The organism is Burkholderia sp. LMU1-1-1.1, assembly GCF_040675865.1.
Lineage (GTDB): Bacteria > Pseudomonadota > Gammaproteobacteria > Burkholderiales > Burkholderiaceae_D > Rugamonas.
The window spans coordinates 42,226-65,667 of the sequence record NZ_JBEGHG010000007.1; the positions used below are offsets into that span (position 1 = coordinate 42,226).

Consider the following 23,442-nt stretch of genomic DNA (forward strand, 5'->3'; position numbering starts at 1 on the left):
TTTGCCGGATTTTCGCCGCGCCGTTTGGTCGCGTTTCTACCGTGCCGCCGCCAGCCTGCGCACCACGGCGATCAAGCGGTCGATCTCGTCGAACGTGTTGTAAAACGCCAACGACGGCCGCACCGTCGTCTCCACGCCGAAGCGCCGCAGGATAGGCTGCGCGCAATGGTGGCCGGTGCGCACGGCGATGCCCTCCTCGTTGAGCGCGTGACCGACATCTTCCGTGGTGTAACCGGCCAGCACGAACGACATCACGCTGGCCTTGTCGGCGGCCGTGCCGATCAGGCGCACGCCCTTGATTTGCCCCAGCTCGCGCATGCCGTACACCAGCAGGTCGTGCTCGTAGCGGGCGATGTTCTCGATGCCGATACGCGTCACGTAGTCGATCGCCGCGCCCAGCCCGACGGCGTCGGCGATGTTGCCCGTGCCGGCCTCGAACTTGTTGGGGATCGGCTGGAACACGGTCTTCTCGAACGTCACGTCGGCGATCATATTGCCGCCGCCCTGCCATGGCGGCATGTCCTCGAGCACCTCGCGCTTGCCCCACAGCGCGCCGATGCCGGTCGGCCCGAACAGCTTGTGGCCCGAGAACACGAAGAAGTCGGCGCCGATGTCCTGCACGTCGATGCGCATGTGCGAGACCGATTGCGCGCCGTCGACCAGGGTCCTGGCGCCGGCGCGTTTGGCGAGCTCGACAATTTCCTTGACCGGCGTGACCGTGCCCAGCGCGTTCGACACCTGCGTGACGGCGACGATCTTGGTGCGGTCGTTGAGCAACTTGCGGTACTCGTCGAGCAACACCTGGCCCGAGTCGTCGACCGGGATCACGCGCAACCTGGCGCCCTTGGCGGCGGCCAGTTGCTGCCACGGCACGATGTTGGCGTGGTGCTCGAGATTGGAAACGATGATCTCGTCGCCCTCGCCCACGTGTTGCCCGCCCCAGCTCTTGGCCACCAGGTTGATGGCCTCGGTGGTGCCGCGCACGAAGATGACCTCGTTGACGTCGGGCGCGTTGAGGAAGCGCCGCACCCGCTCGCGGGCGCCCTCGTAGGCGTCGGTGGCGCGCGCGGCGAGCTCGTGCGCCGCGCGGTGGATGTTCGAATTCTCATGCGCGTAGAAATACGCGACGCGGTCGATCACCGACTGCGGCTTGTGGGTAGTGGCGGCGTTGTCGAACCAGACCAGCTGGCGGCCGTTGACCTTTTCCTGGAGAATCGGGAAATCGCGCCGCACCGCGTGCACGTCGAACGGTGGATGGCGGTCGCCGCCGGCCAACGGCGCCGTCGCGTGCGGCGCCGGCTTGGCCGGGGTGACGTAGCCGCTCGGCAACACCACCGCGTCGACGAAGTAGTACTGCGGCGCCGACGACGGCGAGGGCGCCGCCGGCGCGGGCGCGCCCGGCAAGCCGGTGGCCGGCGGCGCCAGCGAAGGCTGGGCCGGCAACCGCGACGCCGGCAGCGACGGCGTCGGCAAAGACGCGTCCGCTTGCTGGTATGGCGGCGCCGGCACGGCGGCCGAGTTCGCTTGCGGCCGCGGCTGGCCATAGCGCTCGCCCAGGAAATAGTACGACGACGCCTCGGCCGGCGGGCTGGCGGTCGCGGTCGTGTCCGACACGTTCGGCACGCCCAGCACGGCGCCGCCGTTGCGCGGCTCATACGCCGGGATCGCGCCGAACGCCTTGTCGGGCACGCCGTTGCCGGCCTGCGCGGCCGGCATCAACGCCGGCGCGCGATTGCCCAGCGACAGCACCTGGGTCGGCGACGCCGGAAGCAAATTGGTGCCGGGGATCTGTCCCTGCGGGATCGGCGTGCCGGGCACGCTGGGACCGAAGCCGGCCGGGCTGACCAGCGGCGAACCGGGCGGCGCGATATTGGCCGGCGCCTGCACGCCGGGGACGTCCAGTTGCCGGGCGAACGGCGGCGCCGAAAAGAACTCGTTGGCCAGGCGCGCCAGCGCGGCCGGATCGAACGGCGCGCCGGACGGCTCGGGAACGCCGGCGGCGCGGTCCGCCGGCAGGGAGATGGGGGGCGAAAGGAGGCTCACGTCGCGCGCTTACTTGTAGGTGTCGGGATAGTCGTGGTACTTGTTGATCTCGACGTCGTCGAGCACGGCCAGCGCGTCGGAGGTCAGCACCGCGAGCGAGCAGTACAGCGAGATCAGGTACGACGAGATCGCGTGGTTGTTGATGCCCATGAAGCGCACCGACAGGCCCGGGCTTTGCTCGCCGGGCAGGCCCGGCTGGAACAGGCCGACCACGCCCTGGCGCTTGTCGCCCACGCGCAGCAGCAGGATCTTGCTCTTGCCGTCGGCCACCGGCACCTTGTCCGACGGAATCAGCGGAATGCCGCGCCACGTGATGAACTGCGAGCCGAACAGGCTGATGGTCGGCGGCGGCGTGCCGCGCCGGGTCGCCTCGCGGCCGAAGGCGGCGATCGCCAGCGGGTGGGTCAGGAAAAAGGCCGGCTCCTTCCACACCTTGGTCAGCAGCTCGTCGAGGTCGTCCGGCGTCGGCGCGCCCGTCAGCGGCAGGATGCGCTGCTCGTCGGTCACCTGGGCCAGCAGGCCGTAGTCGGGATTGTTGATCAGCTCGCTTTCCTGGTTTTCCTTGATGGTCTCGATCGTCAGGCGCAGCTGCTCCTTGATCTGGTCGTGCGGGCTGCTGTAGAGATCGGAGACGCGGGTGTGCACGTCGAGCACGGTCGAGACGGCGTTGAGGAAATACTCGCGCGGGTTTTCCTCGTAGTCGACATAGGTGCGCGGCAACTGGTTCTCTTGCTCGCGCGCGGTGCAGGTCACCTTGATCGCCTCCGGATTCTTGACCTTGTTGAGGCGGTAGATGCCGGCCTCCACCGGCACCCATTGCAGCAGGTGCGTCAGCCAGCGCGGGCTGATGGTCTCGAGCTGGGGAACGGTCTTGGTCGCGTTCGCTAATTGCCGCGCTGCGTTATCGCCCAGCGCCGTGGTACCGCCTACAGTTGCCGACATCGTGACTCCATTTCAGTAAGTGAAAAACAAATAAGGTTATGCGGAAAATAACCGGGCCAGTATGGCGTTACTGATGAGTCAGCTCAACATGCTATCGCCACCAATCCCACCCGGGGGTCAGTGCCGACATTCGGACACGGGCTGAACAGCCCGGCCGCCGAGCTCGTGTCTGAATGTCGGCACTGACCCCGGGGTAGCGATCAGCCGCCGGGCGGCTCGGAACGCGATGTCAGCGCATGGCCGACGGTCTCGCCGCGCGTCAACAGGGCCGACGGCGTCAGCTTGAGCGCCAGCGCCAGCTTCTCGACCGTCAGCAGCGAGGCGATCACCCTGCCCCGCTCGATCTCGCCGACGTAGGAACGGTTCAGATTGGAGTTTTCGGCCAGCTGTTCCTGCGACCACCCCCGCGCCTCCCGCAGTTGCCGCACGCCGATGCCGAAGCTGCGCACAAGGCTGTTCATCCGTCCTCCCCGCCGCTCATGCCGCCGCGATGCCGTTGGCGAAGGCGCCCACGCGCGACTCGGCCTGGGCGATGCGTCCGCCCGGCGGCACGTCGTGCGTCAGCCAGACATTGCCGCCGATGATGGCGCCCTTGCCGATCGTGATCAGTCCGAGGACGGTGGCGCCGGCGTAGATGACGACGTCGTCCTCGACCACCGGATGGCGCGGCAAGCCCTTTTGCAGATTGCCCTCGGCGTCGGTCGGGAAGCGCTTGGCGCCGAGCGTGACGGCCTGGTACAGCCGCACGCGGGCGCCGATGACGGCCGTCTCGCCGATCACCACGCCGGTGCCGTGGTCGATGAAGAAGCCGGCGCCGATGCGCGCGCCGGGATGGATGTCGATGCCGGTGGCGCCGTGCGCCAGCTCGGACACGATGCGCGCCAGCAAGGTCAGCCCCAGCGTGTAGAACTGGTGGGCTATGCGGTAATGGATCATCGCCAGCACGCCCGGGTAGCACAGCAGCACCTCGTCGACGCTGCGCGCGGCCGGGTCGCCCTGGTAGGCGGCCATGACGTCGCTGTCGAGCAGCGAGCGGATGGCCGGCAGCGCGGCGGCGAAGCTGCGCACGGCGCCCAGCGCCTCCTGGTCGATGTCGTGTTCGACACTGGCGTCGACGCGCACTGGTTCGCCACGCAGGCCGGCGTTGTATGTCAACTCGCGCCGCACCTGCTTGAGCAGCGCGTGCAGCACACCGTCGAGCGCGTGGGCGACGTGGAAGTCCTCGCTTTCCTGGCGCAGGTCCGGCGGTCCCAGCCGCATCGGGAACAGCACGCCCTTGAGGCTGTCGATGATGGCCGCCAGCGCGTTACGCGAGGGGAATTCCCGCCCGCCCGGTTCGCTGCCGCGGCTTTGCTGCTGGCGCCAGCGGTGGCGCGCCTCGTGCAGCGACTGCACGATGGTGGTGATGTCGAAAGTAGCCACGCTGTCCTCGTCGGAAAAATGGGTTTAGTCCTGCACCCACGGCAGGCCGTGGAAGCGCCAGCCGTCCGCCTTGCCGCGCTGTTGGCGCGCGTCGATCTCGCCCTCGAAGCCTTCGAGGACATTGAAGACGTTGGTGAACCCGGCCTTGGTGGCGGCCTCGGCCGCCAGGGCGGAGCGCTTGCCGCTGCGGCATAGCAATAGGACCACGGTGTCCTTGCCGCCGATTTTGCTTTCCAGTTCGCGCACGAAGCGCGGATTGCGCGTCAGCGCGGTGCCGGTGGCCCACGGCAGATGCAGGCTGTCGGGCACGTGGCCGACGAATTTGCGCTCCTCGCCGGTGCGCACGTCGACCAGCAGCACGTCCTGGGTGGAGAACAGTTCCCAGGCGACCGCCGGGCGGACGCCGCCGGCATACGGCAATTGGGACGCGGCCGCGTCGGCCTTGATCGATGCCAGCACTGGAGGCAGTGCCGGCGAGAGGACGTCGACTGACATAGAGAGACCTTATGATGGCTTGAATGGTGGAATCCGTCGGCCGGTTGATGGCGATAGACGGCTTGCGAGATGAAATATACGGTTCGGCGAAGTGAAACAAAACGAATAAAATCAACTTCGCAAAGACGGAAACCGTATATGCGACGGGATGCCGTCGATTGAAGACGGCGCGGCGAATGCCGGCCGTGGCGGGAAAGGCGGGGAAGTGGCGCGGGGTGTCAGGCTTCGGCGCAGGCCGGCTGCCGCGGGGACGGATGGTTCCCGGGCTTCGGCGGCGGGGATACCCGGTTGCGCCCCTGGTGTTTGGCCTCATACAGCGCCGCGTCGGCCGCTTCGATCAGCGCGCCGCCCCCGCCGCCCGGGACGGGGACGCTGGCGACCACCCCGGCGCTGATGGTGACGACGCCGAAATCGCTGGCACGGTGCGGCTCGTTGAGCGCGCGCACCGCCGCGCAGATGCCTTCGGCGACGGCGCGGGCGCCGTCCAGATCCGTGTTGGCCAGAAAGACCACGAACTCTTCGCCGCCGAAGCGGGCGGCGACGTCGGCGCCGCGTTGCGCGGCCTTCCCCACGACATCGCTGACCAGCTTCAGGCAAGCGTCGCCGGCCGGGTGGCCGTAGCTGTCGTTGTAGCGCTTGAAAAAGTCTACGTCGAGCATGATCAGCGCCACCGGCAGGCCGTCGCGCGCGGCGCGCGCGAGTTCGGTTTCCAGCCGCTCGTTGAGGTAGCGGCGGTTCTTCAAGCCCGTCAGCGCGTCGGTGGTGGCGATCAGCTCCAGCTTGCCGACGCTGTCCTCCAGCGCGACGCGGGAGTTGCGCAGTTCGACCTCCAGCCGGTCGCGCAGGCTGATCTGGCGGAACAGGCGCGCGCCCAGCCAGCCCAGTGTGGCCAGCAGCAAGGCCAGCGCGCCGCACTGGCGCCAGGTGTCGATCCACCATTGGGCAAAGATCTCCTCCTTGGCCAGCGACGCCGCGATCACCAGCGGGTAGCCGCGCACGCGCCGGTAGCTGTACAGCCGCTCGACCTTGTCGACCAGGGCCACCCGCATCGCCGTGCCGCTGTCGTGCCCCTGCGCCAGCTGGGTGAACACCGCGCCGCCATTGAGGCTGGTGCCGATCACGTTGTTGAGCATCGGGCGGCGCGTGATCAGCGTGCCGTCGGCGAGCGCGATGAAGATCGCGCCGGCTTTGCCGATATCGAAGCCGTCGTAATACTCCTGGAAATAATCGATGCGGATGGTCGCCAGCACGACGCCCGCGAACGAGCCGTCGGGGTGGTTGATGCGGCGCGACACCGGCAAGATCCACTGGCCGGACGAACGGCTGCGCACCGGCGCGCCAATGTGCACGCCGCGATCGGCGTGCGCCTGGTGATACTTGAAATACGGACGGTCGGCATTGTTGGCGTTCGGCCCGACCTGGTCGAGCGAGGTGATGACCCACCGGCCTTGTTCATCGTAGACGAAGATGCCCAGCAGGCCACGGGTCTGGGCGACCCGCGCCTTCAGCAGCCTGTGCAGGCGTGGGAAATTGGACGGACCGGTGCCGTCCACCTCGACCCGCTCGACCACGCCGAACAGCACCGAGGCGACGATGTCGATCGTGCGCTCCGCGTGCTCGGCGGTGGCGCTGGCGATATTGACGGTGGCGCGCCGGCTCTCTTCGAGCTGGGTCTGGCGGGCGCCGCTACGGTAGGCGAACTGCAGGCCGCACATGGCGCAGATGACGAAAATCAGGAAAAAAGACGCGGCGCGGCCGACGGGCCGCTTTTTCCCCTCGAGCTGCACCAGTTTTGACGCGCCCGCCCCGCCACCGGCGCCGGCGGACGGCGGGGCGATGGGGTCGGGCTCGTTGATAGTGGACTGCGGCATACTTCCCTTTGGCTATTTTTAACGGGTAAAAACGCGGCGGGGATTGGGCCTCGTCATGGGATCATAACAGGATTACTTTCCACAAAGTAATTTGTGTGTCGGATTTCCCACAGCCGGCGTCACATGGCGTTCAGTATCGCCAAGGTGTCGGCGTCGAGGCGCAAGGCGCCGGCGGCGACGTTGTCCCGCAGGTGCGCCACCGACGAAGTGCCGGGGATGACCAGGATGTTGGGCGAGCGCTGCAACAGCCACGCCAGCGCCACCTGCATCGGCTGCGCGTCCATCGCGGCGGCCGCCCTGGTCAGCGCGTCGGACTGCAACGGCGAGAATCCGCCCAGCGGGAAGAACGGCACGTAAGCGATGCCCTGCGCGGCCAGCGTGTCGATCAGAGGATCGTCGCCGCGCTGGGCCAGGTTGTACTGGTTCTGCACGCAGACGATGCCGGTGATCGAACGCGCCTCGGCCACCTGTTCCGCCGTGACGTTGCTCACGCCGATATGGCGGATCAGCCCCTCCTCCTTCAGGCGCGCCATCGCCGCGATCGCCTCGCCGATCGACGAGCCGTCCGGGCCTTGCACGCCCGGCGCGCGGTAGTTGACCACGTCAAGGACGTCCAATTGCAGGTTGCGCAGGTTGTCATGCACCGCGTCGCGCAGTTGTTGCGGCGACGCCGCCGGCAGCCACGACTGGTCGGCGCCGCGCGCAAAACCGATCTTGGTGACGATGGTCAAATCGTCGCGGTAAGGGTGCAAGGCTTCGCGGATGATCTGGTTGGTGACGTGCGGCCCGTAGAAATCGGCGGTGTCGATGTGGTTGACGCCCAGCTCGATCGCCTCGCGCAGCACGGCCACGGCGGCGGCGCGGTCCTTCGGCGGCCCCCACACGTGCGGCCCGGCCAGTTGCATGGCGCCGTAGCCGACGCGGTTGAAGCGCAGGGCGCTGCTGGCGGGCGTGAACTGGTCGCTGGAAGGTGAATATCTGCCCATGTCGATCTCCTGGTGTGTGATGTGGGAAAGCATGGACACATGGTAGCGACAGGGAGACCGTGTGATAATGGGGGCAATGCCGCACGGGCTGTACGAAAATCCGCACAATCGAAAGCGCACCGATGACCACGAATACCCCTTCCATGGCCGATCTGGCCACTTTCGCACTGGTCGTCCAGCACGGCGGCTTCCGGCAGGCCGCGCGCGCCGGCGGCCAATCGGCGTCGGCGCTGAGCGAAGCGCTGCGGCGGCTGGAGAACCAGCTCGGCATCCGGCTGCTGTTGCGCACCACCCGCAGCGTCACCCCGACCGAGGCCGGGGCGTTGCTGCTGGCGCGCCTGCAGCCGGCGTTGAACGAGGTGGCCGGCGCGCTCGACGTGCTCAACGACCTGCGCGACAGCCCGCGCGGCACCTTGCGGCTCAACGTGCCGGTCAGCGCCGCGCGCTTTTTCCTGCAGCCGCTGGTGAACCAATTCATGCGCGCCTATCCCGACATCGTGCTGGACGTGGTGATCGACAATAATTTCGTCGACGTCGTCGCCAGCGGCTGCGACGCCGGCATCCGCTACGGCGAGCGGCTGGAACAGGACATGATCGCCATTCCGATCGGGCCGCGCGTGCAGCGCTTCGCGGTGGCGGCGTCGCCCGGCTATCTGGCGCGGCGCGGCGTGCCCGAGCACCCGCGCGACCTGCTGCGGCACGACTGCCTGCGCGGCAAGTTTCTCAGCGGAGCCATCTATCCATGGGAATTCGAGCGCGACGGCCAGACCCTGACCGTCGAGCCGACCGGGCCGCTGGTCGTCACGCCGACCGTGTTCGACCTGGCGGTGGGCGCCGCCGTGGCCGGGCACGGCGTGATCTATCTGTTCGAGGAGTGGCTGGAGCCGTACATGGCGTCCGGCCAGTTGCAGCCGATCCTGCGAGACTGGTGGGCGGATTTCCCGGGACCGTTTTTATACTATTCGGGCCGGCGCCACCTGCCGGCGCCGCTGCGCGCGTTTGTCGATTTCATCCGGTCTGCGGACGCGGTGAATCAGCATGGACGACAAACTACTTAAAAAGATCGCTGTGAGTGCCTGTGCGCACAAAAATCACTTCCGCTGCCGTCAGCTTATAGATGAGAACCCAGTCGCCGCCAACGTGACAATCTCGATGATCCTGCCATTTCCCCAGCAAGGCATGATCCGCGTATTCCGCAGGCAGCGGACCTTCATTCGCGATCAAATGCATCATGACGGTTTTAAGGCGCGACATATCGTAGCGCCCGCTTGACACTAGCCGATCCCAGTCTTTTTTAAAGGCGCTGGTTCTGTCAAAAATACGTGGCGGGCGCGCACCGCCGAACTCGGCTACTTTAGGAACCAACCGCCTGTCATCGACGCTTGGGCTTTCCAGCGTGGGGCTTCGAGATTTTTTTTCGCCCTTGCCCTTCTTCACTGGCATTTTTATCCTCTAATTCATCGAAAAACTCTTCAGGGGAACTAAATCGTGCGGAAAGCTTGCGAGCCTCTTCCATCGCCGCGACTGTTGTGGGATTGGGCGCAATATCAAACGGCAGCCCTTTAGCAACCACGACATTGTTGAGGAAAAGACGGATGGCGGTGGACAAATCCAGGCCACATGATTCCAGTATCCTGGTGGCCTCCTCTTTCAGCTCGGGCTCGACACGGGAGCGTATAGTTGCTGTCAACATATGACTTCCTTCATCAATACCACTTGGATTATCTTACAGTGTAGCTACAATGTAGCCACAACCCAGTGTAGCCCGTCTTTTTGTAAGAGTCCAGCGTGGTCGCCAACCCGGGCCGCCTTAAAAAGAACCTAAAATGTCCGTGCCATCATCGAAGGCAAGCCCGACTTTGCCAACCGAAACGATCCGAATGCGACTCCTTCTTGTGGAAGACGACCCGATGCTGGGCGAGACCATCTGCGCCGGCGCGCGGCTCAACGCCTGGGGCGTCGACCACGTCTGCGACGCGCCGGCGGCGCGCGCCGCCCTGGCCGACCACACCTACTCGGTGGTGCTGCTCGACATCGGCCTGTCGGGCGAATCCGGCCTGACGGTGTTGCGCGCCATGCGCGAACGCTACGACGCCACCCCGGTGTTGATCCTGACCGCGCGCGGCCAGCTGAGCGAGCGCATCGCCGGCCTGGACGCCGGCGCCGACGACTACCTGGTCAAGCCGTTCCAGTTCGACGAGCTGTGGGCGCGCGTGCGCTCGGTGATCCGCCGCAGCCAGGGCAGCGTGGTGCCGGTGGTCACCTACGGCGACGTCCGCGTCGATCGCGGCCGCCGGGTGGTGCACAAGGGGGACGCCGAGGTGGTGCTCAGCGCGAACGAGTACCGCACCTTGCTGGCGCTGATGGAGCGTCCCGGCCACGTGGTCACGCGCGACCATCTGCAAGACCTGGTCTACGGCACCGCCAGCACCGTGGAGAGCAACACCATCGCGGTCTTCATCCACCAATTGCGCCGCAAGCTAGGCGACGATCTGATCCGCACCGTGCACGGCCTCGGCTACGTCATCGGACAACCCACGGCATGAGGCCACGCTCGATCAACGCGCAATTGCTGCTCGTCATACTCGGGGTCACCCTGCTGTGCTGGGTCGTGGTCGTGGCCGTCGTCATGACCCATTTGACGCTCAACCGCACCAGCACCTGGGACGAGAAACTGGGGGCCATCGCCACCCAGCTCATCATCACGATACCGGCGGCCAGCCGCTTCGAGCGCAGGGGCGGGCCGGGACTGGAACTGCCGGCGCCGGCGCGGCGCGACCTCGACGGGCTCAAATTCCAGATCTGGCTCGATCGCGGCAGCCTGGCGCGCAGCACACCGGGCGCGCCCACCCAGCCGCTGCAGCCGAGCTTCATCGACGGCCCGGCGTCGACGATGGTCGAGGGCCGCAAGTGGCGCGTCTACAGTGTTTCCGACCGCAGCGGCCGGGTGACCGTCCAGGTGGGCAATCTGCAAAGCGTCGTCGACGCCGACCTGCGAAAGGAGGTCTCGCATTCGCTGATACTGGCGACCTTGCTGCTACTGCTCGCGGGCGTCATCATGTGGTTCGTGGTGCGCAGCTCGCTCAAGCCGGTCACGGCGTTGGGCGCGGCCATGCGCAGGCGGCGCAACTTCGATCTCACACCGCTGCCGCTGGAGCGCCTGCCCAGCGAGTTGCATCCGCTGGTCACGTCGTTCAACCATGTGCTGGAGCAACTCGATGAAGCCATCGAGGGCGAGCGCCGCTTCATCGGCGACGCCGCGCACGAGTTGCGCACCCCGCTGTCGGCGCTGCAGGCGCAGGTCGAGATCGCGCTGCGCGCCGACCATCCCCAGGCCACCCGGGAGGCCCTGGACAAATTGCTGCTGATGGCCAGGCGCAGCACCCGCCTGTCGGAGCAATTGCTCGACCTGGCCCGCCTGAACGCGGGAACCAAATCCGTCAAGCAGGTGGAGACCGACCTGAGCGCGCTGGCACAGCACGTCGTGCGGGAATTCGAGGTGCTCGCCGCGCAGAACCGGCGCGCGATCTACCTGAACGTCCATACCTGCCAGATCCGCTGCGACATCGACGAAATCGGCATCCTGCTGCGCAATCTGATCGACAACGCCTTGCGCTACACGGCCGCCGATGGCCGGGTGCTGGTCAGTTGCGGCTACCGGGCCGCCGGCGCGCCGGGCGCGCCGCCACAAGCGTATCTTGAAGTGGCAGACGACGGCCCCGGCGTGCCCGAGTCGGAACGCGCCGCCATCTTCATCCGGTTCCACCGCGTCGCGGGCAACCCGATGCGCGGCAGCGGCATCGGCCTGTCGCTGGTGGCCGGCATCGCCGAGCTGCACCGGGCCGTGATTGAAACGGGAGCCGGCCTCGACGACGCCGGCTTCAGGGTGCGCGTGCTGTTTCCGGCGGTCGCGGCGCCCCCGGCGGGGCGCGCATAGCCGGCGCCGGAAAGGCGCTTCGCTCCCCCGTTTTTTCACCGGGCGTCAGAACACGCCGAGGGCGCGCAATCCCGCCACGCGCTGCCTGCCGAACTCGGTCGCCTGCGCGATCAGCTCGGCCAGGTTGGCCTGGTCGCCCTGCAAGGGTTGGCCCGCCTTGACGATGCTCTGTCCTTGGGCCTTGATGATCTGCCATGCGTAGGCGCCCCATTCCTCGGGCGACGATTTGCCGGCCTGGATGGCCAGGATGAACAGTTGCGGAAAGCGTGTCAGCGCCACGGCGCCGCCCAGCACCGGGCTGGCCAGATAGTTGATGTCGGCGCTGCCGCGCGCGCGGTCGAGCAACACGCGGTTGAGCTGATCGGTGCGCGGACGCGCGGACGCGATCGTCGCCTCGTCATGCGCCGGCGCCAGCGCGGCCTTCTCCGTCAGCACCATCAGCGCCTGGTGGAGGCTGGCCAGCGGTATGGCATGCTCGCGCAACGCCTGCTCGATCTCACCCACGCTGCGCACCTGGTGATCGCTCATCAAATCCAGGATGGGCCGGTAGATCGCGTCGGACAGCGTGGCCTCGCCCAGCGCGCCTTGGACGGTCATGGTCACGCTGTCGCGCGGCACCACCATCACCACGCGCTGGGCGCGCAGCTGTTCGCCGTATTCGAGCGCGCTCAACTTGCGCGCACCCTTGACCCAATAATCGCGCCGGAACTGCTGGCCGACCATGAAATCGCGCGTGCTCTGGCGGAACACCGGATCGGGCAACTCGTCGAGCAACGCGATCTGCTCGGGCGTCATGTGGACCTTGGGCAAATGGTCGAGGTAGGTGGCCGAGCAGGCGAAATCGATCTTCGCCGGCGCCAGCGCGCTGGCCATGTCGGCGAACGACATCGGCAACCAGTCGCGGTTGAAGTATTCGTGCGCGAGGTAGTTGCGGTCCATGGCATCGATATTCTTGAGCCGGTCGGCGATCTGCGGATTGGTACGGGCGAAGGCCGGATTGACGGCCCACAATTTCTTGCCGAAGGCCAGCGCGCCTTCGATCCGCGCCACCACGCCGGCGCCGGGCGGCGCCAGCACGTCGGCATGCTGGTTCAGCAGGTCGCGCACCGGCACCATCGCAGCCCAGCCCGGCTGGGTGTTATAGCTGATATAGAGGATACCGCCGACGTTGAGCTTGCGGCGCAGGAAATCGACGATGGTGGCGCGGTTATCATCGGAGATCCAGCTCCAGATGCCGTGCAGGCCGATGAAATCGAAGTTGGGCAGGTCGTCCCGGGCGCAAAATTCGGCGAAGGACTGGTCGAACAGTTGCGGGCCGTCGCTGAAACTCTCCGCCAGATGCTGGGCGAAATTGGCCTGCGAGGGATTGAAGTCGGTGCCGTACCAGCGCGTGCCCGAGCCGGCGGCATGGACGTTTGTGCTGACACCCTGTCCGAAGCCCAGCTCGCATGCGACGCCGGATTTGGGGAGCGCCAGATTGGCGGTCAGTAGCGGGAGCCGGGCGCGCAGCGGATTGAGTTCCCCGTAATATCCATAAGTGTAGCCAATGTCCGCGACATAGCCGCTGGTCCAATCAGTCATGCGTTTCCTTGATCTCGAGATTAACGAGCGCCATGGGGCGCCATCCCGCCCGGGGGGAACCGCGCAGGTGCAAGCTTTTCCCGGACGCCGAACTGTCACTAGCAACCCGCTATTATCGCCAGCCAAGCGCCAGGCCGATTGCCTGATCCGCCGCAATTCCTGCCCAAACCGCCGGAACCGCGGCCGACATCGTGCGCGTCTTGCGGGCCGGTTCTTAAATACTATCGCGCCAACATGCGCATGACAACAACATTGTGCGGCGGTGCCGCACAGCAGATGTCTTTTCTTTTCAATAGCGGTCAATTTTGGAGGATTGGGCAACGCGGAAATAGTATCCGATATTTCGTGTCCTTTTCTCAACGGCCATACTGCTGGCTGGCCAACCCTTTTCCGAGGTGACGATGCAAGCGATACCGAAAACCTCCGCCGAGGCCTTCGAAGCCTACATTCCCGGAGATCTGCTCAGGGAGCACCGCGCGCAGTCGTCCGGCGACGTGTTCGTACAGATCCTGTCGCGCCGGCCGGTGCAGGACGAGATCACCATTCCGGCCGTGCCCGAACCGTTGATCGTGTGGATACTGTCCGGCGCGGCCGTGGTCGAGGAGCGCGCGCCCGGCGGCGCCTGGCAAGCCAACCGCGTCGCCGCCGGCGACTTTTTCCTCACCACCGCCACCACCCCGACCGAGATGCGCTGGCGGGCCGAACCCGGTGCGCCGTTCACCGTCATGCACGTGTACATTGGCGTGGCGCTGATGCGCGATACCGCGCTGCGCGAAGTGTCCGGCGGGCGCGACGCCACGCTGTCGGCGCTGCTCGAGCACATCCGCGTGGAACTGGTCGGCCAGCGGACGCCGAGCGGGCCGTACATCCAGGGCATCGCCCAGGCGCTGGCCGTGCATCTGGCGCGCGCGTACGGCGCCGGCGCGGCGCGCCCGCGCGGCGGCCTGCCGGCCTACAAGCTGCACCGGATCGTCGACTCGATGCGCGCGCGCCTGGCGCAACCGTTCGACCTGGCGCGGCTGGCCGGCGAGGCGGAGCTGAGCGAATTCCATTTCAGCCGCGCGTTCAAGCAGTCGACCGGGCTGCCGCCGTCGGCCTACTTCATCCGCTTGCGGATGGAGCGGGCGCGCCGCCTGCTGTCGGAGACCGACGCGGCCATCATCCAGGTCGGGCTGGCCGTCGGCTACGGCAGCCCCAGTCATTTCGCGTCGGTGTTCCGCAAGCACACCGGCGTCCCCCCTTCGGCCTACCGCTGACGGCGCGCCGCAAGATCGCGACAGTTCGAGCAAGCCGCCGCGCGACGCTAACCGCGCCCGGCGGCATCATGAATCCGTGCTTCAGGCAGCCCGCCGCGAAGCGCCAACTTCACACTCGAAAGGATAGGACATGGAACTCAAAGGAAAAGTAGCCCTGGTCACCGGCGCGTCGAGCGGCATCGGCGCGGCCACCGCGAAGAAACTGGCCGCGCACGGCGTCAAGGTCGGCCTGGCGGCGCGCCGCCTGGAACGCCTGCGGGCGCTGGCGGCCGACATCGAGGCCGCCGGCGGCGAGGCGGTCGCTCTGCCGATGGACGTGACGGACCAGGAGTCGGTGGCCGGCGGCGTCGCCACGCTGCACGAGAAATGGGGCCGCGTCGACATTGCGTTCAACAACGCCGGCCTGATGCCGATCTCGGACATCGCCAGCCTGCGCGTCGAGGAATGGCACCGCATGGTCGACGTCAACATCAAGGGGTTGTTCAACACCGTGGCCGCCGTGCTGCCGATCATGCAGGCGCAGAAGTCGGGACACATGATCAACACCTCGTCGATCGCCGGCCGCAAGACCTTCGCCGGCCTGGGCGTGTACTGCGCCACCAAGCACGCGGTGGCGGCGTTCTCCGACATCCTGCGCATGGAGGTGGCGCCAAAATACAATATCCGCGTCACCTGCCTGCAGCCGGGGGCGGTCGAGAGCGAGCTGTTCGAGCACATCTCCGACCAGGCCTACCGCCAGCAGATGGAGGGCCTGAAACAGCAAATGACGTTCCTCAAGGCCGACGACATCGCCGACTCCATCCTCTACGCGCTGAACGCGCCGGAACATGTCGACGTGGCCGAGCTGTTCATCATGCCGACCGAGCAGCCCTGGTAGGCGGAAGCCTGGACGCCGCCGTCACCGGCTGGCGTCCAACCGGCGTCGCGAATCCATCAACGCGTCGCCGAACGCGGTAGAATGTCGGGTTAAGCGCCGGGGTCGTTTCGCCCCGGCAAAACCAGACTCATCGCACCGCCGAAAAAGAACCAATGACCACCGTCCCCAACGAAATCAACGCCGCCGCCGTCAAGAACAGTCCCACAGAAAAAATTACTCCAATGATGCAGCAGTACCTGAGCATCAAGGCCGAGTATCCCGATATGTTGGTGTTCTACCGCATGGGCGACTTCTATGAGCTGTTCCATTCGGACGCGGAAAAGGCGGCGCGCGTGCTCGGCATCACGCTGACGGCGCGCGGTTCGTCGGGCGGACAGCCGATCAAGATGTGCGGCGTGCCGTTCCACTCGCTCGAGGGCTATCTGGCCAAGCTGGTCAAGATCGGCGAGTCGTGCGCGATCTGCGAACAAATCGGCGACCCGGCCACCAGCAAAGGCCCGGTCGAGCGCAAGGTGATGCGGGTGGTCACGCCGGGCACCCTGACCGACGCCGACCTGCTGCCGGAAAAGGCCGAGCGCCCGCTGCTGGCGATGTGCATCATCAGCCAGCGCAAGGTGTGCACCGCCGGCCTGGCGTGGCTGTCGCTGGCGAGCGGCTCGCTCAAGCTGATGGAGTTCTCCGGCGACAGCCGCACCGTCAACACCCGCATGCAGCAGGAGCTCGAACGCATCGCGCCGGCCGAGATCCTGCGCGGCGACAACGCCGACCTGTTCGAGGAGGCCGTCCACTGCCACGTCAACCGGGTGCCGGACTGGCACTTCGACGTCGTCAGCGGCCACAAGTCGCTGCTCGATCAGCTGGGCGTGGCGACGCTGACCGGCTTCGGCGCCGACGGCCTGGGCGCGGCGTTCGGCGCGGCCGGCGCGCTGCTTCGCTACGCCCAGTCGACCCAGGGGCGCGGCCTGCAGCACGTGCGCAGCCTGAGCACCGAGACCGAGAGTGAATTCATCGGCCTGGACGCGGCCACGCGCCGCAACCTGGAACTGACCGAGACCATTCGCGGCCAGGAGTCCCCGACCCTGTTCTCGCTGCTGGACCACTGCCGCACGGCGATGGGCTCGCGCCTGCTGCGCTACTGGCTGCACCACGCGCGCCGCGACCAGGCCATCGCCCGCTCGCGCCACGAGGCCATCGCCGCGCTGGCGCGGGCCGACGCCACCGGCGGCCTGTCGCACACCCTGGCGCAGGTGCCGGACATCGAACGCATCACCACGCGCATCGCGCTGCTGTCGGCGCGTCCGCGCGACCTGGCCAGCCTGCGCGACGGCGTCAAGCAGCTGCCGGCCCTGCGCCACGGCTTGCAGCGCGCGCTGACCGATCCGGATGGCCTGCTCAACGCCATCCACACCGACCTGTCCTCGCCCGAGGAGTGCCTGGACCTGCTGGTGCGCGCGGTGGCGCCGGAGCCGGCCAACATGGTGCGCGACGGCGGCGTGTTCGCGCGCGGCTTCGACGCGGAGCTCGACGAGCTGCGCGCGCTGTCGGAGAACGCCGGCCAGTTCCTGGTCGACCTGGAGACGCGCGAACGGGCCCGCACCGGCATCGCCAACCTGCGCGTGGAGTACAACAAGGTGCACGGCTTCTACATCGAGGTCACGCACGGCCAGACCACCAAGGTGCCGGACGATTACCGCCGCCGCCAGACGCTGAAGAACGCCGAGCGCTACATCACGCCGGAACTGAAGGCGTTCGAGGACAAGGCGCTGTCGGCGCAGGACAAGGCGCTGGCCCGCGAGAAGATGCTCTACGACCAGCTGCTGGCCGACCTGGCGCCGTTCATCGGCTGCCTGCAAACGATCTCGAAAGCGCTGTCGCAACTCGACGCGCTGGTGTCGCTGACCGACCACGCGCTGCGCCACAACTGGTGCGCGCCGCAGCTGGTCGACGGCCCCTGCATCAACATCGTCGAGGGCCGCCATCCGGTGGTCGAGAACCAGATCGAGCGTTTCATCGCCAACGATTGCCGCTTCGTCGACGACCGCCGCCTGCTGCTGATCACCGGTCCGAACATGGGCGGTAAATCGACCTTCATGCGCCAGGTGGCGCTGATCACCCTGCTCGCCTACGTCGGCAGCTACGTGCCGGCCACCAGCGCGACGATCGGCCCGATCGACCGCATCTTCACCCGCATCGGCGCCACCGACGACCTGGCCGGCGGCCGCTCGACCTTCATGGTGGAGATGACCGAATCGGCGGCGATCCTCAACGGCGCCACCGAGCATTCGCTGGTGCTGATGGACGAAGTGGGACGCGGCACCTCGACCTTCGACGGCCTGGCGCTGGCGTGGGCGATCGCGCGCCACCTGATCGACACCAGCCGCAGCTTCTCGCTGTTCGCGACCCACTACTTCGAACTGACGCAGCTGCCGGAGAGCCATCCGACGGCGGCCAACGTGCACCTGTCGGCGGTCGAGCACAAGGACAGCATCGTGTTCCTGCACGCGGTGCAGGACGGGCCGGCCTCGCAGAGCTACGGCTTGCAGGTGGCGCAGCTGGCCGGCGTGCCGCAGACGGTGATCAAGGCGGCGCGCAAGCACCTGGCGCGGCTGGAGGCGCAGGCGCTCGACGCCACGCCGCAACTGGACCTGTTCGCGGCGCCGACCACCGACGCCAACGACGAGCCGCTGGAAACGCCGGCGGCCGCCGACGGCGCCACCGGCCATGGCAACGGCAATCCAACGCCGGCCATGCGCGAGCTGCTCGAGGCGCTCGACGATCTGGACCCGGACGCGCTGACCCCGCGCGAGGCGCTGGACCGCTTGTATCAGCTTAAGCATCAGCTCAAGCACCTGACGGAGACCGCGCAGGCATGACGCGCGCCGCGTCCAGGCGGGTCTTTGCGCAAAAGATCGCGCTGACCATCGCGCTGAGCATCGCGGCGGCGGTCGCGCCGGCGCACGCGCGCTCGCCATCGGCCGGCAAGGGCTTCCAGTTCGCGGTCATCGGCCATCCGTTCAAGAACGGCGCCGACGAGGCGCCCCTCAGGCGCGCCATCGCCGCCGCCATGCAGGCCAATTCGGCGTTCATCGTCGCCACCGGCATCAAGGGCGACAAGGAGCCTTGCAGCGACAGGCTGTACGCCGCGCGCCACGCGATCCTGGACGACGCGGCCGCGCCGGTGGTGGTGTCGCTGGCCGGCAGCGACTGGAGCGCCTGCCTCAATTCGGCCGGCCGCTCGAACGCGATCGAACGCCTGAACCGCCTGCGCGAGCTGTTTTACGGCGAGCCCGAGTCGCTGGGCGCGCAGCGCATGCAGGTGACGCGCTTGTCCAGCACCGCGAAGTTCCGCAGCTACGCCGAAAACGCGCACTGGGAGTACGGCAAGGTGCTGTTCGCCACCATCAATCTGCCGGCCAACAACAACCACTATCGGCCGGAGGCGGGCCGCAACAGCGAGTACGAGGACCGCCTGGTCGCCAACCGCGCCTGGCTGCACCGCCTGTTCACCCTGGCCGCGCGCCAGAAGATGCACGGGCTGGTGCTGTTCTCGGACGGCGCCGTCGGACTGCAGGAGGAGGAAGGGTTTTCGCTGTTGCCCCGTTTCGAGTCGAAACAGGACGGCTTCGCCGAACCGCGCCGTCAAATCAAGACGCTGGCCGGAAAATTCAAGGGGAAGGTGCTGCTGGTCGACACCCAGCCCCAGACCGGCGGCGCCGGCAGGACCGAGCCGGCCATCGATTGGCGCGGCAACGTCGGGCATCTGAGCGTGGCCGCGGAATGGGCCGAGGTGCGCGTCAATCCCGACGCCGCCGCCCTGTTCACCATCAAGGGCGGCGGCGCCGAGACGACGCCGTGATCGACTAGATTAGTGGATCGGGTGGATGGCGACGTGGTCGCCGTCTTCGCCTTCGTCGTCCTCGTCACCGTGGTGGTGGCCGTGGGCGCCGTGCACGTGGCCGTGGGCGATTTCCTCGTCCGACGCTTCGCGCACTTCGGTGACGTTGAGCGAGAAGCGCAGCGCCATGCCGGCCAGCGGGTGGTTGCCGTCCAAAACGACCTTGTCGTCGGCGATATCGGTGACGGTGAAGATCATCGCTTCGTCGGCGTCGTCGCCGTCGGGCATGCCTTCGAACTGCATGCCCACTTCCAGCGGCTCCGGCAGGCGGTTGCGCGGCTCGACCTTGACCAGCGCGGCGTCATAGTCGCCGAACGCGTCCTCGGGCTCGATCTGGATGATCGACGAGTAACCGACTTCCTTGCCGTCCAGTTCTTCTTCGATTTTTGGCAGGGTGTTCTCGTAGCCACCGTGCAGATAGACCATCGGTTGACGGCCGTCTTCGATCAGATTGTCCTGTGCATCGGACAGTTTGTAATTCACAGTCACGACCGTGTTCTTGGCAATCTTCATTGGAATTTCCTTTCTGTTATGAGCAGGCAGATTATACCTTTAATCGTGCACCGGGCCGCGCCGCCCCGGACGGCGCATACGCAATCCGCATAACGATATGCGATTCGGTTCTGTCCCTTGCACGGCGCAAGCCCTACAATGGTGTCCATGCGACAAGCCACCTCCGACAAACTCGCCCAATGGCTGCTCGGCAGTATCGAGCTCGACGCCGCCGCGCTGCACGTGGGCCGCTACTGCGGGCCGTGGCGCGTGTCGACCGCCGGCCGGGCCATGGCCAGCTTCCACCTGGTGCTGCGGGGCATGTGCTATCTGCACATCGACGGCCAGCCGGCGCTGCGGCTGCACGCGCGCGACGGCGTGTTCCTGATGAGCGATGTGGCGCACTTCCTGAGTTCCTCGCCGGACCCCGCCGCCCCGGTCGCGCGCCAGCCGATGCTGCCGCTGGCCGGCGACGACGGCGGCAACGAGTACGCCGGCAGCGACGGCGCCGGCCTGGCCTGCGGCTTCTTCCGCTTCAGCGGCGCCCTCAGTCCGATGGTGATCGGCTCCTTCCCCGAATACCTGGTGTGCCGCAGCGGCGACGCCGCCCTGGGCCACAGCGCGGCGCTGTTCGACATGATCCACGCCGAGGCGGCCAACGGCGGCGATCCCGAGCGGCCGTCGCCGCTGATCGCTCGCCTGGTCGAACTGCTGTTCTTTTACCTGATCCGCCACGCCAGCCAGCGCGAGGCGCTGACCGCCGGCCTGCTGGCGCTGGCCCAGCGCGGCGAGTTCATGGCGCTGCTCGAACGGATGCTCGACAATCCGGGCGACGACTGGAGCATCGCCCGCATGGCCGACGCCGCGCACATGTCGCGCGCGGCCTTCTGCAAGCACTTCACCGGCGCCGGCGGGGTCACGCCGGCGCAGTTCCTGCTGCGCCTGCGCATGCGGCTGGCCACCCAGCGCCTCAACGCCGGCGACTCGGTCGAGCAGGCGGCCGCGCACGTGGGCTACCAGTCCAACGCGGCGTTCACGCGCGCCTTCAAGCGCATCGTCGGCGAGCAGCCGGGCGCCTACCGCCGCCAGCTGCGCGCGACCGCATAAGAAGAACGAAAAAGACGTTTGAACAAGGAACCGCGACTTTTGGACATGGCGCGGATCGCGCGCGCGCCTGATAATATGTCGTCAACATTTAGGAAAAACCACCATGTCCCGTCTGACCCTGCACACGCTCGACACCGCGCCGGCCGATAGCCGCGCCTTCGTCGAAAAAGCCATCGCCAACAACGGCTACCTGCCCAACCTGATCGGCGTGCTGGCCAACGCGCCGGTGGCGCTGGAAACCTACCTGACCGTTTCCGCCATCAACTCGCGCGCCAGCCTGACGCTGGCCGAGCGCGAAGTGGTGCAGATCACAGCCGCGCGCATCCACGGCTGCGATTTCTGCATCGCCGGCCATAGCGCCATCGCGCTGAAAAAGGCCGGCCAGAACGCCGACACCGTGCGCGCGCTGCAAACCGGCGCCGCCACCGGCGATGCGAAGCTGGACGCGGTGGCCCGCTTCGCTGCCGCCGTCATCGCCCGGCGCGGCGCGGTCGGCGACGAGGAGCTGCAAGCCTTCATCGACGCCGGCTACAACCAGCAGCAGGCGCTGGAGGTGGTGCTCGGCATCAGCCTGGCCACCTTGTGCAACTTCGCCAACAGCCTGGCCGGCACGCCGGTCAATCCGCAGCTGCAACCGTATCTGCCTGGCGCGGTGTAAGGATGACGGGCCTCTACGACTGGCTGGCGCAGCACGCGGACTCCCTCGACCAATCCGAAGACCTGGCGGACCAGGTGATGCCCGCGCTGGCGGCGCAGGGCTGCTTCCTGGCGGGCGTGCCGTCCCATCTTGGCGGCAGCGGCGGCGACGTGCGCGACGCCATCGACGGCATCGCCGAGGTGGCGCGCCATTCGGTGACGGCGGCCTTCGTCTACTGGGGTCAGCGCAGCTTCATCGAATATCTGCTGCAAAGCCCGAACGCGGCGCTGCGCGAACGCCTGCTGCCGGAACTGATGGCCGGCACTCTGGCCGGCGCCACCGGCTTGTCGAACGCGATGAAATTCCTGTCGGGGATGGAGCCGCTGCAGATCGACGCCAGCCCGGACGGGGATGGCTGGACCTTGAACGGCAAGCTGGCCTGGATCACCAACCTGCGGCCGCAGCGCTTTGTCGCGGCGGCCGCCGTTGCGCCGGTCAACGGCGCGCCGCCGGCGGTGGTGGCCTTCTCCGGCGACGCCTCCGGCGTGCAGCGCAGCGCCAATTTGCAGCTGATCGCCATGCGGGGCAGTAACACCGCCGCCGTTCGGCTCGAAGGCGTGGCGGTCGCGCCGGAGAACATCATCTCGTCGCAGGCGCCGGACTGGCTGCCGCGCGTGCGGCCAGCCTTCCTGGGCATGCAATGCGGGATGTCGATCGGCCTGGCGCGCGCCAGCCTGGAACAGGCGGCCCGCACCCTCGACAGCGGCGCCAAGGGACGCGGCCAGCTCGGTGAGCGCATCGCCGCCGCGCGCGATGCGCTGACGCTGCACACGCAACACCTGCTCGAAGGCGTGGCCGACGGCCGCTTCGTCGCCGACGCGCCGACGCTGTTCCGGCTGCGCATCGCGCTGGCCGATCTGGTGCAAGAGGCGCTGACGCTGGAACTGCACGCCAAGGGCGGCCACGCCTATCTGGAACAGGAGCAGGACGGCTTCGCGCGGCGCTGGCGCGAAGCGGCCTTCATCCCGGTGATCACGCCGAGCATCACGCAGCTGCAGGCGGCGCTGGCCAGGCACGCGGCGTCCGCGAAATGAACGACGCCAGTATGAGCGACGGCCTGGCGCTGCAAGCCGAGGGGCTTGGTTTCGCCTACCCCGGCGCCGGCCACACCTTCGACGACATCACGCTCGCGGTGCGCCCGCGCGAAATCGTCTGCCTGCTCGGCGGCAGCGGCTGTGGCAAATCGACCTTGCTGCGCGTGCTGGCGGGCCTGCAGCGTCCCTCGCGCGGCAAGGTCGCCTTCCTTGGCGCGCCGCTGACCGAACCGAGTCCGCGCAGCGCGCTGGTGTTCCAGCAAGCGAGCCTGCTGCCATGGCTGAACGTCGCCGCCAACGTCGGCTTCGGCCTCGATTTCGCCCACCAGCCGAAGATATCGAAACAAGACCACGCCAAGCGTGTGCAGGACGCGATCGACGCCGTCGGCCTGGCCGGCAGCGAGAAACGCTACCCGAACGCGCTGTCCGGCGGCATGGCGCAGCGCGTGGCGCTGGCACGGGCGCTGGCGCGCCAGCCGGAGCTGCTGTTCGCCGACGAACCGTTTTCCGCGCTCGACGCCATCACCCGCGCCGAAATGCAAGCGCTATTGGTCGACGTGGTGCACCGCTGGCACAGCGCCGTGCTGCTGGTTACACACGACATCGACGAGGCGATCCTGGTGGCCGACCGCATCGTGCTGATGGGCGGCCAGCCGGGGCGCATCGTGCATGAATGGCAGGTCGACCTGCCGCATCCGCGCCTGGCCGACACCGATGCGATCGGCGCGCTGCGGCTGCGCATCCTCGCCGCGCTGCAGGACGTGCGCGCGCCCGCCTCGCCGGCGGCCGAATCGGCCGCCTGAACAT

22 protein-coding genes are annotated in these 23,442 nt (G+C 67.4%); 11 read left to right on the forward strand and 11 right to left on the reverse strand.

Features of this window, described 5'->3' with window-relative positions; genetic code table 11:
• Nucleotides 1-36: 36 nt before the first annotated feature.
• The 7 genes from MRBLMU1_RS08015 to MRBLMU1_RS08045 form a co-directional block, all read right to left on the reverse strand.
• Complete coding sequence (locus MRBLMU1_RS08015) at nucleotides 37-2,043, reverse strand: family 2A encapsulin nanocompartment cargo protein cysteine desulfurase (RefSeq protein ID WP_414646042.1); 2,007 nt, start codon at nucleotides 2,041-2,043, stop codon at nucleotides 37-39.
• Between the two features lie 9 nt (nucleotides 2,044-2,052).
• Nucleotides 2,053-2,985 carry a family 2A encapsulin nanocompartment shell protein gene (locus MRBLMU1_RS08020; RefSeq protein WP_363499511.1) on the reverse strand — a complete coding sequence of 311 codons (933 nt, stop codon included), beginning with the start codon at nucleotides 2,983-2,985 and terminating at the stop codon, nucleotides 2,053-2,055.
• A 200-nt stretch (nucleotides 2,986-3,185) separates the two neighbouring features.
• Complete coding sequence (locus MRBLMU1_RS08025) at nucleotides 3,186-3,446, reverse strand: helix-turn-helix domain-containing protein (protein ID WP_363499513.1); 261 nt, start codon at nucleotides 3,444-3,446, stop codon at nucleotides 3,186-3,188.
• A 16-nt stretch (nucleotides 3,447-3,462) separates the two neighbouring features.
• Nucleotides 3,463-4,407: a serine O-acetyltransferase EpsC gene (epsC, locus tag MRBLMU1_RS08030; protein WP_363499515.1), complete on the reverse strand. Its 945-nt coding sequence runs from the start codon at nucleotides 4,405-4,407 to the stop codon at nucleotides 3,463-3,465.
• 24 nt (nucleotides 4,408-4,431) lie between these two features.
• Nucleotides 4,432-4,902, reverse strand: coding sequence for a rhodanese-like domain-containing protein (locus MRBLMU1_RS08035; RefSeq protein ID WP_363499517.1), 471 nt, complete (start codon nucleotides 4,900-4,902; stop codon nucleotides 4,432-4,434).
• A gap of 218 nt (nucleotides 4,903-5,120) precedes the next feature.
• The gene (locus tag MRBLMU1_RS08040; protein ID WP_363499519.1) at nucleotides 5,121-6,773 is read right to left on the reverse strand and encodes a GGDEF domain-containing protein; all 1,653 of its coding nucleotides are present in this window, start codon (nucleotides 6,771-6,773) and stop codon (nucleotides 5,121-5,123) included.
• A gap of 119 nt (nucleotides 6,774-6,892) precedes the next feature.
• Nucleotides 6,893-7,759: an oxidoreductase gene (locus tag MRBLMU1_RS08045; RefSeq protein WP_363499521.1), complete on the reverse strand. Its 867-nt coding sequence runs from the start codon at nucleotides 7,757-7,759 to the stop codon at nucleotides 6,893-6,895.
• A 122-nt stretch (nucleotides 7,760-7,881) separates the two neighbouring features.
• Here MRBLMU1_RS08045 and MRBLMU1_RS08050 point away from each other — a divergent pair, with 122 nt between their 5' ends.
• The gene (locus MRBLMU1_RS08050) at nucleotides 7,882-8,817 is read left to right on the forward strand and encodes a LysR family transcriptional regulator (protein ID WP_414646043.1); all 936 of its coding nucleotides are present in this window, start codon (nucleotides 7,882-7,884) and stop codon (nucleotides 8,815-8,817) included.
• Here MRBLMU1_RS08050 and MRBLMU1_RS08055 read toward each other — a convergent pair.
• Entirely contained in the window at nucleotides 8,810-9,202 is a 393-nt protein-coding gene (locus MRBLMU1_RS08055) for a type II toxin-antitoxin system YafQ family toxin (protein WP_363499523.1), read from the reverse strand. The two genes, MRBLMU1_RS08050 and MRBLMU1_RS08055, sit on opposite strands and share 8 nt — an antisense overlap.
• Nucleotides 9,132-9,452, reverse strand: a complete 321-nt coding sequence (locus tag MRBLMU1_RS08060; protein ID WP_363499525.1) for a type II toxin-antitoxin system RelB/DinJ family antitoxin — start codon at nucleotides 9,450-9,452, stop codon at nucleotides 9,132-9,134. The genes MRBLMU1_RS08055 and MRBLMU1_RS08060 overlap by 71 nt, the downstream gene beginning before the upstream one ends.
• Before the next feature lie 187 nt (nucleotides 9,453-9,639).
• Here MRBLMU1_RS08060 and MRBLMU1_RS08065 point away from each other — a divergent pair, with 187 nt between their 5' ends.
• Nucleotides 9,640-10,305 (forward strand): response regulator transcription factor, encoded by a 666-nt coding sequence (locus MRBLMU1_RS08065; RefSeq protein ID WP_363499527.1) that lies wholly within the window; start codon nucleotides 9,640-9,642, stop codon nucleotides 10,303-10,305.
• Nucleotides 10,302-11,696: a sensor histidine kinase gene (locus MRBLMU1_RS08070; RefSeq protein WP_363499529.1), complete on the forward strand. Its 1,395-nt coding sequence runs from the start codon at nucleotides 10,302-10,304 to the stop codon at nucleotides 11,694-11,696. The genes MRBLMU1_RS08065 and MRBLMU1_RS08070 overlap by 4 nt, the downstream gene beginning before the upstream one ends.
• A gap of 45 nt (nucleotides 11,697-11,741) precedes the next feature.
• Here MRBLMU1_RS08070 and MRBLMU1_RS08075 read toward each other — a convergent pair whose 3' ends face one another.
• Nucleotides 11,742-13,277 carry a class I SAM-dependent methyltransferase gene (locus MRBLMU1_RS08075; RefSeq protein WP_363499531.1) on the reverse strand — a complete coding sequence of 512 codons (1,536 nt, stop codon included), beginning with the start codon at nucleotides 13,275-13,277 and terminating at the stop codon, nucleotides 11,742-11,744.
• A gap of 401 nt (nucleotides 13,278-13,678) precedes the next feature.
• On the opposite strand from MRBLMU1_RS08075, the gene MRBLMU1_RS08080 reads away from it, so the two are divergent.
• From MRBLMU1_RS08080 to MRBLMU1_RS08095, 4 genes are all read left to right on the forward strand, one after another.
• Nucleotides 13,679-14,533, forward strand: coding sequence for an AraC family transcriptional regulator (locus MRBLMU1_RS08080; RefSeq protein ID WP_363499533.1), 855 nt, complete (start codon nucleotides 13,679-13,681; stop codon nucleotides 14,531-14,533).
• Nucleotides 14,534-14,663: 130 nt separating this feature from the next.
• Nucleotides 14,664-15,410 (forward strand): SDR family oxidoreductase, encoded by a 747-nt coding sequence (locus MRBLMU1_RS08085; RefSeq protein WP_363499535.1) that lies wholly within the window; start codon nucleotides 14,664-14,666, stop codon nucleotides 15,408-15,410.
• A 152-nt stretch (nucleotides 15,411-15,562) separates the two neighbouring features.
• Nucleotides 15,563-18,283 (forward strand): DNA mismatch repair protein MutS, encoded by a 2,721-nt coding sequence (gene mutS / locus MRBLMU1_RS08090; RefSeq protein ID WP_363499537.1) that lies wholly within the window; start codon nucleotides 15,563-15,565, stop codon nucleotides 18,281-18,283.
• Nucleotides 18,280-19,266, forward strand: coding sequence for a hypothetical protein (locus tag MRBLMU1_RS08095; RefSeq protein ID WP_363499539.1), 987 nt, complete (start codon nucleotides 18,280-18,282; stop codon nucleotides 19,264-19,266). The genes mutS and MRBLMU1_RS08095 overlap by 4 nt, the downstream gene beginning before the upstream one ends.
• A 9-nt stretch (nucleotides 19,267-19,275) precedes the next feature.
• Here the strand turns inward: MRBLMU1_RS08095 and MRBLMU1_RS08100 are convergent, their stop codons facing one another.
• Nucleotides 19,276-19,818 (reverse strand): FKBP-type peptidyl-prolyl cis-trans isomerase, encoded by a 543-nt coding sequence (locus MRBLMU1_RS08100; protein WP_090314900.1) that lies wholly within the window; start codon nucleotides 19,816-19,818, stop codon nucleotides 19,276-19,278.
• A gap of 147 nt (nucleotides 19,819-19,965) precedes the next feature.
• Between MRBLMU1_RS08100 and MRBLMU1_RS08105 the strand changes: the two genes are divergently transcribed.
• The 4 genes from MRBLMU1_RS08105 (at nucleotide 19,966) to MRBLMU1_RS08120 (ending at nucleotide 23,438) form a co-directional block, all read left to right on the forward strand.
• Nucleotides 19,966-20,904 (forward strand): AraC family transcriptional regulator, encoded by a 939-nt coding sequence (locus tag MRBLMU1_RS08105; RefSeq protein ID WP_363499542.1) that lies wholly within the window; start codon nucleotides 19,966-19,968, stop codon nucleotides 20,902-20,904.
• Nucleotides 20,905-21,007: 103 nt separating this feature from the next.
• Nucleotides 21,008-21,562 carry a carboxymuconolactone decarboxylase family protein gene (locus MRBLMU1_RS08110; protein WP_363499544.1) on the forward strand — a complete coding sequence of 185 codons (555 nt, stop codon included), beginning with the start codon at nucleotides 21,008-21,010 and terminating at the stop codon, nucleotides 21,560-21,562.
• Nucleotides 21,563-21,564: 2 nt separating this feature from the next.
• Nucleotides 21,565-22,635, forward strand: a complete 1,071-nt coding sequence (locus MRBLMU1_RS08115) for an acyl-CoA dehydrogenase family protein (RefSeq protein WP_363499546.1) — start codon at nucleotides 21,565-21,567, stop codon at nucleotides 22,633-22,635.
• The gene (locus MRBLMU1_RS08120) at nucleotides 22,632-23,438 is read left to right on the forward strand and encodes an ABC transporter ATP-binding protein (protein WP_363499548.1); all 807 of its coding nucleotides are present in this window, start codon (nucleotides 22,632-22,634) and stop codon (nucleotides 23,436-23,438) included. Before MRBLMU1_RS08115 ends, MRBLMU1_RS08120 begins: the two co-directional genes overlap by 4 nt.
• Nucleotides 23,439-23,442: the final 4 nt, after the last annotated feature.